Raw genomic sequence first — 7408 nt, forward strand, 5'->3', positions numbered from 1 at the left:
ACATTATACCAAGCAGCATAGCTCGGATTAAGGTGATTGGTGTCGGTGGTGGCGGCTGTAATGCGGTTAATCGCATGATTGCCAGTGGTGTTTCTGGGGTTGAGTTTTGGTCAATTAACACAGATGCCCAAGCCTTAGCGAATGCGTCAGCCGCAAAACGTCTACAAATTGGTCATAAGCTCACTCGTGGATTAGGGGCAGGGGGAAATCCAGCAATTGGGCAAAAAGCTGCCGAAGAGTCCCGTGACGATATTACCGCTGTGGTTGACGGTGCTGACCTAGTGTTCATCACTGCCGGTATGGGTGGTGGCACAGGTACGGGTGCTGCCCCGATCGTTGCAGAAATTGCTAAGGAGGCAGGGGCCTTAACTGTCGGTGTGGTGACCCGTCCCTTTACCTTTGAAGGGCGACGACGCATTAACCAGGCAGAGGAAGGCACTGAGGCACTACAAAGTCAGGTGGATACGTTAATTGTGATCCCTAACGACAAGCTACTGTCAGTTATTTCAGAGCAAACACCTGTCCAAGAAGCGTTTCGAGTGGCTGATGATATCCTGCGCCAGGGCGTGCAGGGCATCTCGGATATCATCACAATTCCTGGCCTTGTCAATGTTGACTTTGCTGATGTTCGGGCGGTTATGGCTGATGCAGGGTCGGCCTTGATGGGTATTGGAACAGCCTCTGGTAAAGCTAGGGCCAGGGAAGCAGCCGTAGCAGCTATTTCTTCACCTATGTTGGAGGCATCCGTAAATGGAGCACGAGGGGTTGTGTTTAACATTACTGGTGGTAGTGACTTGACTCTGCACGAGGTAAATGCTGCCGCTGAAACCATCTACGAAGTTGTGGATCCTAACGCTAACATTATCTTCGGGGCGGTGATTGACGATCGTATGCAGGGTGAAGTTCGCATTACGGTAATTGCTACGGGTTTTAGCGGCGAGGCTCCTCAGCCTCCAGCTACGAAAGTACAAATCACAAAGCGACCTTTATCAGGTTCCTCAGTATCTACTCCACCATCACCCAGCCGTGATCCAAATGTTAACCGCCAAGAGCGACCAGGTATTGGGCTAGATATTCCTGAATTTCTGCAACGGCGACGTCCTCAACGATAGCCTCGAAAGGAGGTCTTGGATGGTATGGATACGGTTAAACCAGATGCATCTATACCTGTAGCGCTGACGATCGCTGGCTCCGATAGCGGTGGTGGGGCAGGTATCCAGGCTGACTTGCGAACCTTTGCTTTCCATAAAGTCCACGGTACCTCTGCCCTTACCTGTGTAACTGCTCAAAATACCTTAGGAGTCACTAGGGTTGATGCTTTGGGGCCGGAATCTGTGGCTGCTCAGATTGAGGCTGTCGTTACCGATATTGGTGTCAACGCAGCCAAAACAGGTATGTTGCTAAACAAGGGGATTATTGCTACTGTCGTTGACTGGGTTACTAGGTTAAACGTTAGCCCCCTCGTAGTTGATCCCGTAATGGTGTCGAGAACTGGTGCTCAGTTGATTGATGACGATGCAATTGCCTTATTAACAACAGCCTTGATTCCCTTGGCAACGATCGTAACCCCCAATCGCTATGAAGCACAACTCCTGAGTGGGCAAACCATTACCACCCTAGAGGATATGACTACCGTTGCTCAGGCTATTTATGAGCTGGGCTGCAAGGCAGTGCTAGTCAAGGGAGGCAGTATGCCAGGAGCGTTGAAAGGGATTGATGTTTGGTATGATGGTAGTCACACTCAAGTGTTAAAAACTACTGTTATTAATACAACCCATACTCATGGTACAGGCTGTACGTTATCAGCCGCGATCGCAGCTAATCTAAGTCTAGGGCATGACCTGTTAGATGCAGTGACCTTAGCGAAGGAGTACGTTACCCAAGCCTTGTATCATGCTTTGGCAATTGGGCGAGGGCAAGGCCCGGTTGGTCACTTCTACCCGCTGATACAGTAGTTTTGCTAGTATTGAGTGATACCTTAAAAGGATGCCTATGCTGACAACACAGACCTCTAGCACTACAGATTCAATGCAAGCACCAGAGGTATATCAAGGCCAGTTTGGTACTTTTACAATCACCGATGCCGATCGGCGCAGTGTCATTATCTACCGGGCTGGTTTAATTTGTTCAGCCATGAGCTTTGCCTTGGGTGTTGGGTTAGTCCTGTGGTTGGGCAATCAACCGTTTGTTCTTCAAGCACTTACGCCCCTTTATGTCTGCTTTTGTCTGGGCTTGGGCATTAGTCTGTTAACTATTCACATTTACCTAGCGGTGCTACATCGGGTTTTACAACTGTTTTGGCTCGTGGGTGCCGTTGCTGCCCTCGCGATCGCCATCTCCAGCCCTCAACCATTAGCGTTAGTTGTTTATCAACATCCGTCTACATTGCTAGGTCTTGGGTTCACCTTCGCTGCGTTAACTGGCATTACCTTCAAGGAAGCATTTTGTTTCAACCGCCCCGAAACTAAGTTATTGACTCCATTGATTCCCATGTTGGTACTGGGTCATTTGACCAGGCTGTTCTCACCCAGTGTTGAGCAAGTCTTATTGGCCAGCTGTGCAGTTCTACTGCTGATAGTGGCTCTGCGCAAGCTAGTACAGCCTATTCCACCGGATATTGGTGACAAGAGTGTGTTCGCCTATCTCCAGTCTCAACGTCAACCTTCTTGCCACTAAGGGTCGCAGCAGGCGATGGACGATCGGGCATATTGGCTAGCTTGGGCACAGGTTCCAGGTATTGGGGCTACCCTTGTAAAACGAATACAACAGCGGTTTGGTAGCCTGCAAGCGGGTTGGTCAGCTTCTCTATCAGATTTGATGACCGTTGAGGGTATTGGCCCCCAGATTTCAGAGGCTATTCTGGCTACGCGCAACTCTTTGGAACCATATGCTTTTCTAGAGCAGCATCAGCAAAAAAATCCTTGTTTTTGGACCCCTGCTGATCCTGACTATCCACGACTGTTGCTAGAAACGCCTAGTTATCCTCTAGTGCTGTATTACCGAGGCCACGTTGTTCCGGAAGAAAATCAAGGAAGGACTAACTTGGTGGCGATCGTTGGCACTCGCAACCCTTCGGACTATGGTAAGCGGTGGACACAAAGACTAACAACTGCCCTAGTGCAGCATGGCTTTGTAGTGGTTTCTGGTTTAGCTGAGGGCATTGACACAGAAGCTCACCGTACCTGTGTTTCCAGAGGTAGCCGAACGATTGCCGTTGTGGGTTCTGGCATTGATGTTGTTTACCCTGTCAGTAATCGTCAGCTCTGCGACGATATTTTAGTTAAGGGTTTAGTAGTGAGTGAATATCCTAGAGGCACGAAACCAGACCGACTACACTTTCCACAGCGCAATCGCATTATCGCAGGGTTATGTCGTGCTGTGCTGATCACTGAAGCCCCAGCTAGATCAGGTGCGTTGATTACAGCTAGCATCGCCAATGACTATGGACGAGATGTCTATGTATTGCCCGGAGCGTTAGACAATCCCCGCTCCTATGGTTGCTTAGAACTGATTAACCAGGGTGCACAACTCATTCTTGGGGAGCGTCATTTGCTAGAACTCTTGGGGACATTGCCAGCGCTAGATAATTCCTCAGCCCCAGAAACACCAATATCACCAAGGTCTGAGTCTACACTCCCACCCGATCTGGATCCATCACTAGCTAAGGTTTTAGCTACTATTTCGTCTGATTCAGTGTCCTTTGATTACATCGTTCAACATGTTGAAATGCCTGCTAACGTTGTCTCCAGTGCTCTTATCCAACTTCAGCTCATGAACTTAATTACGGAGTTGCCAGGAATGCGCTATCAGCGACACTAGGCCGACGAAGTTTGCGGCTTTCGATGGCTACAACATCAACCTACCTTTGTGCCAATTAATTAAACGTTGAGCAAAACTAGCTTTACGCACTAGGCTAGGTTCTACAGCCGCCGTAGTTTTGATACTTACCGCTTGGTTCAGATCACATAGGTTGGGGTGTAGTTCAGTATTGATAACTCGCTGGAGCACCTGTAGATATTGCTTAGCAATGATTTCTGGCGTGAAGTGACATTCCATATACTGCCGACCAGCAGCGCCCATTTCTTCCACAAGATGTGGATTCTTCAGTAACAGGCGGATAAAGTTGGCTAAAGCAGTACTATCTCCTAGGTTAAAGGCTTTTCCACATCCAGACGCTGCGATGATGCTTCGGAGGTAGGAATGTGGCTCACAAATTACCGCGATCGGTCGCCCTGCAGCCAAACTGCCGTAGAACTTGCTAGGAGCAATCAGGCCTTCCATTCTAGCTCCAATACTAACTAGGGATAAATCACAGGCTGTTAGGGAGTAGGGTAAGACATGTTTATCTTGGTAGGGTAAGAACAGACAATTGCCTAGCCCTAATTGCTCAACCTGTTCTAAAAATGCTTTGCGCTTTGCACCACCACCGATAAAAACAAATTGGACAGGTTCATAGCGCAATTGTTTAATAGCCTCCAGAATCGTATCCATGTCATGACAACGACCCATATTGCCTGAATATAAAACTGTAAAGCGTTGATCTAGATGATGATCAATGGCAAACCAGTTGTCTTGTTTTGGAATGGGTACGATCCAGTCTGGATTTGCCCAACTGTGAATAATAGCAATCTTGTCCGTTAGTTCAGGATATCGCTTTGCAATCCGATCCTTCATGCTGGAACTGAGGACAATCAATGCCTTCGAGTGATGCCAAACATGATGATTAATCCAATTCCACAGGCGAGTAAGCCCTGCTTGTGGTGACACAACCCCTAGCTCAACGGCCACATCAGGGTAAAGATCGTACAGCAAACAAACGTAAGGGATCCGAAGTAATTTTTGCGCCAAATACCCCAAGACGGGCAAATAGGGTGGCGCTGTGGTGACTAGTAGAATATCTTTCTTCTGGCGATTTCTCAGCAGATGCAGGGCCGATCGTAGACAAAACATCAGCCCATTCAAAGCCTTGCCACGGATCCGCTGAGGCCAAAGATTAGAGGCTCGCGATCGTTGCACCAGTAACTGGGGCGATCGTTCAATCGTAGGTGCTGACTGCTTCTGATAGGCATAGCCTGGCTGACCAGTAAAAATTTGAACATGCAAACCTTGGTTCACCAGTTGGGTTGCTAGCTCTTCAATTAACTGACCAGTAGCCGCATAATCAGGCGGATAGAACTGTGTAATAATAGACAGCCTCATTAACGGCTGCGGTTCTGGCGTGTTTCCGTTCCTCATACCCTTTCGTAATTGTGCAAAGGACCGTTGCACCCTTCTTGATCACTGATTGGTGTCCTTCGTATTAAGATTGCCCAATCCTGCCCAGAGCCGCCAATTTTAGTTAACCAATACAATAGCATTTAATACTCCTGTTGCTAGAAAATTAACTACGGCTGAATATTAGAGCATTCTGGTTGATCCTCCTGTTGACAAAACAGTTGAAATAGAGCGGTAGCAATCGCATGGTTTCCTGCCACCGTGAAGTGTAATTCGTCCCGAAAGTAAGTCATTACTGTTGAAGCTGGCAATGTCAGCCACTGTTGGTGTAAATCAAGCACTGGAACTTGGAGTGATTGAGCCAGTTGCATAAACTCTGCCTTGTAAGGAACGGGGGCATAAGGAGGATATACCTGAGGGAATCCTGGGACAAACAGTATATATACGGGCCGATGGTGCTGTCGGATTAGGGCAACTTCTGTTTTTAAGAGCTGGCGATTACTCTGGGCAACCATTTCTGGGGTAGTTGTATTGGATGTGCTCACTGTGGGAGAGTCTACTCGAAATTGGACAGATGGTAACAACAGGGCCAAGCGTGGCCATAGGTAGCGACTCCAGACTTCTTGTAGAGCCAACCAAGGCCGACGGTTGGGGAAGTTAGGATCCCTACCCAGTTTTTCACTTGTGCTTGTGGGCTGGTAAAGATCGTGAGCACCAATTTGGAGAACCACTATATCGCTATCTAGGGTGCCAAACAATTGCAGATAACCCAGTCCATTGCCAATACCCCATGAACCTGCTGAGGCGTTTAGGACTTCTGCTGGTTGGTTAGTTGCTTGAATCATGGCCCTCAACAGCTCTGTAATAGTGTCAGATTGGTCGATCGGGTTGCCACCGTTTAACACAGAATCGCCAATCATCAAAATTCGCCAAATTGTTGGTGGTTTGGGGACAGCAATTGGATCCGATCGTTGAGAGTATTGGTTGTAGCGAATTCGCTTACCAAACCTCACCAGTGATTGATTCGGTTGAAAGCGATAGCCTGTATAGATATCAGCTTGGAGCAACGGTGGGTTACCTAAGCCACAGCTAATTCGCAATACTAACTCCACAATGGCCAGCAGTATCAGCCCTAATATTGGTAGCCAATATCGGTGCCGAGTACGCCTGACAAGGCGCTTCCAGTGAATGCAACACAGCATGACATGACTAGATCTAGACACTGAACCTAGGCATGAAAGCCAAGGCACCTGAAGCACCTTATCATTAGATGACGTTACTGCTTAGCTGATTGTTTCAGAATCAACTCATAAATTGTTTGTTGCTCATGGGCGACAGCTTTCCACGAGTAGCGATCGGCAGCCAGAATTTTGCCCTGACGGCCCAACAGACACCGCCAATCTGGTGATGCCAACAGTTGCTCTAGGGCCGCCGCAACCGCCTCAGCAGTACCTTCAACCACCAGACCGGCTCCAGCTTTGGCGATTTCTGGAGCAATTTGGACATCTGGCGTAATCACTACTGGTAGGCCAGCCTGTAGGGCTTCAGCCACAGCAATACCAAAATTTTCAGAAAAAGATGGCAGCACAAACACATCCGATCCCTGCAGCAAGAGATGTTTATCGTAGCCTTCGACAAACCCTGGCATCGTCACCCGCTGAGTTAGCCCTAAGCTAGTAATTTGCTGCTGCAAATAGCGAACATAGTCCACATCACCAGAGCCAGCTAATAGACAATGAAACGGACGACACTTACCCAAGTGCTGCAAAGCTTGGAGCAACAGATCGGGGCGTTTTTTGTAATGCAAGCGCGACAAGAAGAGGATAACTGACGCTTCCGTAGGAATATCATATTTCTGGTGTAACTTGGCACTTGCATCAGGAATAACAGGCGGAGAGTCTACTCCTAGTGGTACTGTTACCAACGGAGCTTGGATACCAAACTGGCTGACATCTGAAGCCTCACCCTCAGATGTACAGTGCACAACTGCGGCTCGGTCTAGATTGCGCTGTTCCACTAGCTTGATGTAAAGCTGTTTCTTAAGACGACTCTGTGCCAATGCCCAAGGAGATAGTTGCCCCATCGTGCGCATGGTGTAAGGAATGCCACGGTAGCGGGCGATCGCGGCTGCACAGGTAGGTGCATAGGAAAACAGGTAGTGGGTATCGACTAGATCATAGGTATGCAGGTGGTT

7 protein-coding genes are annotated in these 7408 nt (G+C 48.4%); 4 read left to right on the forward strand and 3 right to left on the reverse strand.

Annotated features, from left to right (window positions below; all coding sequences use genetic code 11):
* The 4 genes from ftsZ to dprA all read left to right on the forward strand — a co-directional run.
* Nucleotides 1-1112: cell division protein FtsZ (ftsZ, locus tag NZ772_10160; GenBank protein ID MCS6813914.1), on the forward strand; the 1112-nt coding region annotated here is incomplete at its 5' end.
* A 24-nt stretch (nucleotides 1113-1136) separates the two neighbouring features.
* The gene (thiD, locus tag NZ772_10165; GenBank protein MCS6813915.1) at nucleotides 1137-1955 is read left to right on the forward strand and encodes a bifunctional hydroxymethylpyrimidine kinase/phosphomethylpyrimidine kinase; all 819 of its coding nucleotides are present in this window, start codon (nucleotides 1137-1139) and stop codon (nucleotides 1953-1955) included.
* Nucleotides 1956-1992: 37 nt separating this feature from the next.
* Nucleotides 1993-2676, forward strand: a complete 684-nt coding sequence (locus NZ772_10170; protein MCS6813916.1) for a DUF2301 domain-containing membrane protein — start codon at nucleotides 1993-1995, stop codon at nucleotides 2674-2676.
* A gap of 15 nt (nucleotides 2677-2691) precedes the next feature.
* Nucleotides 2692-3819: a DNA-processing protein DprA gene (gene dprA / locus NZ772_10175; protein MCS6813917.1), complete on the forward strand. Its 1128-nt coding sequence runs from the start codon at nucleotides 2692-2694 to the stop codon at nucleotides 3817-3819.
* Between the two features lie 27 nt (nucleotides 3820-3846).
* On the opposite strand, the gene NZ772_10180 is transcribed toward dprA, so the two are convergent.
* The 3 genes from NZ772_10180 to NZ772_10190 all read right to left on the reverse strand — a co-directional run.
* Nucleotides 3847-5199 (reverse strand): glycosyltransferase family 4 protein, encoded by a 1353-nt coding sequence (locus tag NZ772_10180; GenBank protein MCS6813918.1) that lies wholly within the window; start codon nucleotides 5197-5199, stop codon nucleotides 3847-3849.
* Between the two features lie 185 nt (nucleotides 5200-5384).
* Nucleotides 5385-6437 (reverse strand): SGNH/GDSL hydrolase family protein, encoded by a 1053-nt coding sequence (locus tag NZ772_10185; protein ID MCS6813919.1) that lies wholly within the window; start codon nucleotides 6435-6437, stop codon nucleotides 5385-5387.
* Between the two features lie 53 nt (nucleotides 6438-6490).
* On the reverse strand, nucleotides 6491-7408 hold a 918-nt coding region (locus NZ772_10190), incomplete at its 5' end, for a glycosyltransferase (GenBank protein ID MCS6813920.1).

Source organism: Cyanobacteriota bacterium (assembly GCA_025054735.1).
Taxonomy (GTDB): domain Bacteria; phylum Cyanobacteriota; class Cyanobacteriia; order SKYG9; family SKYG9; genus SKYG9.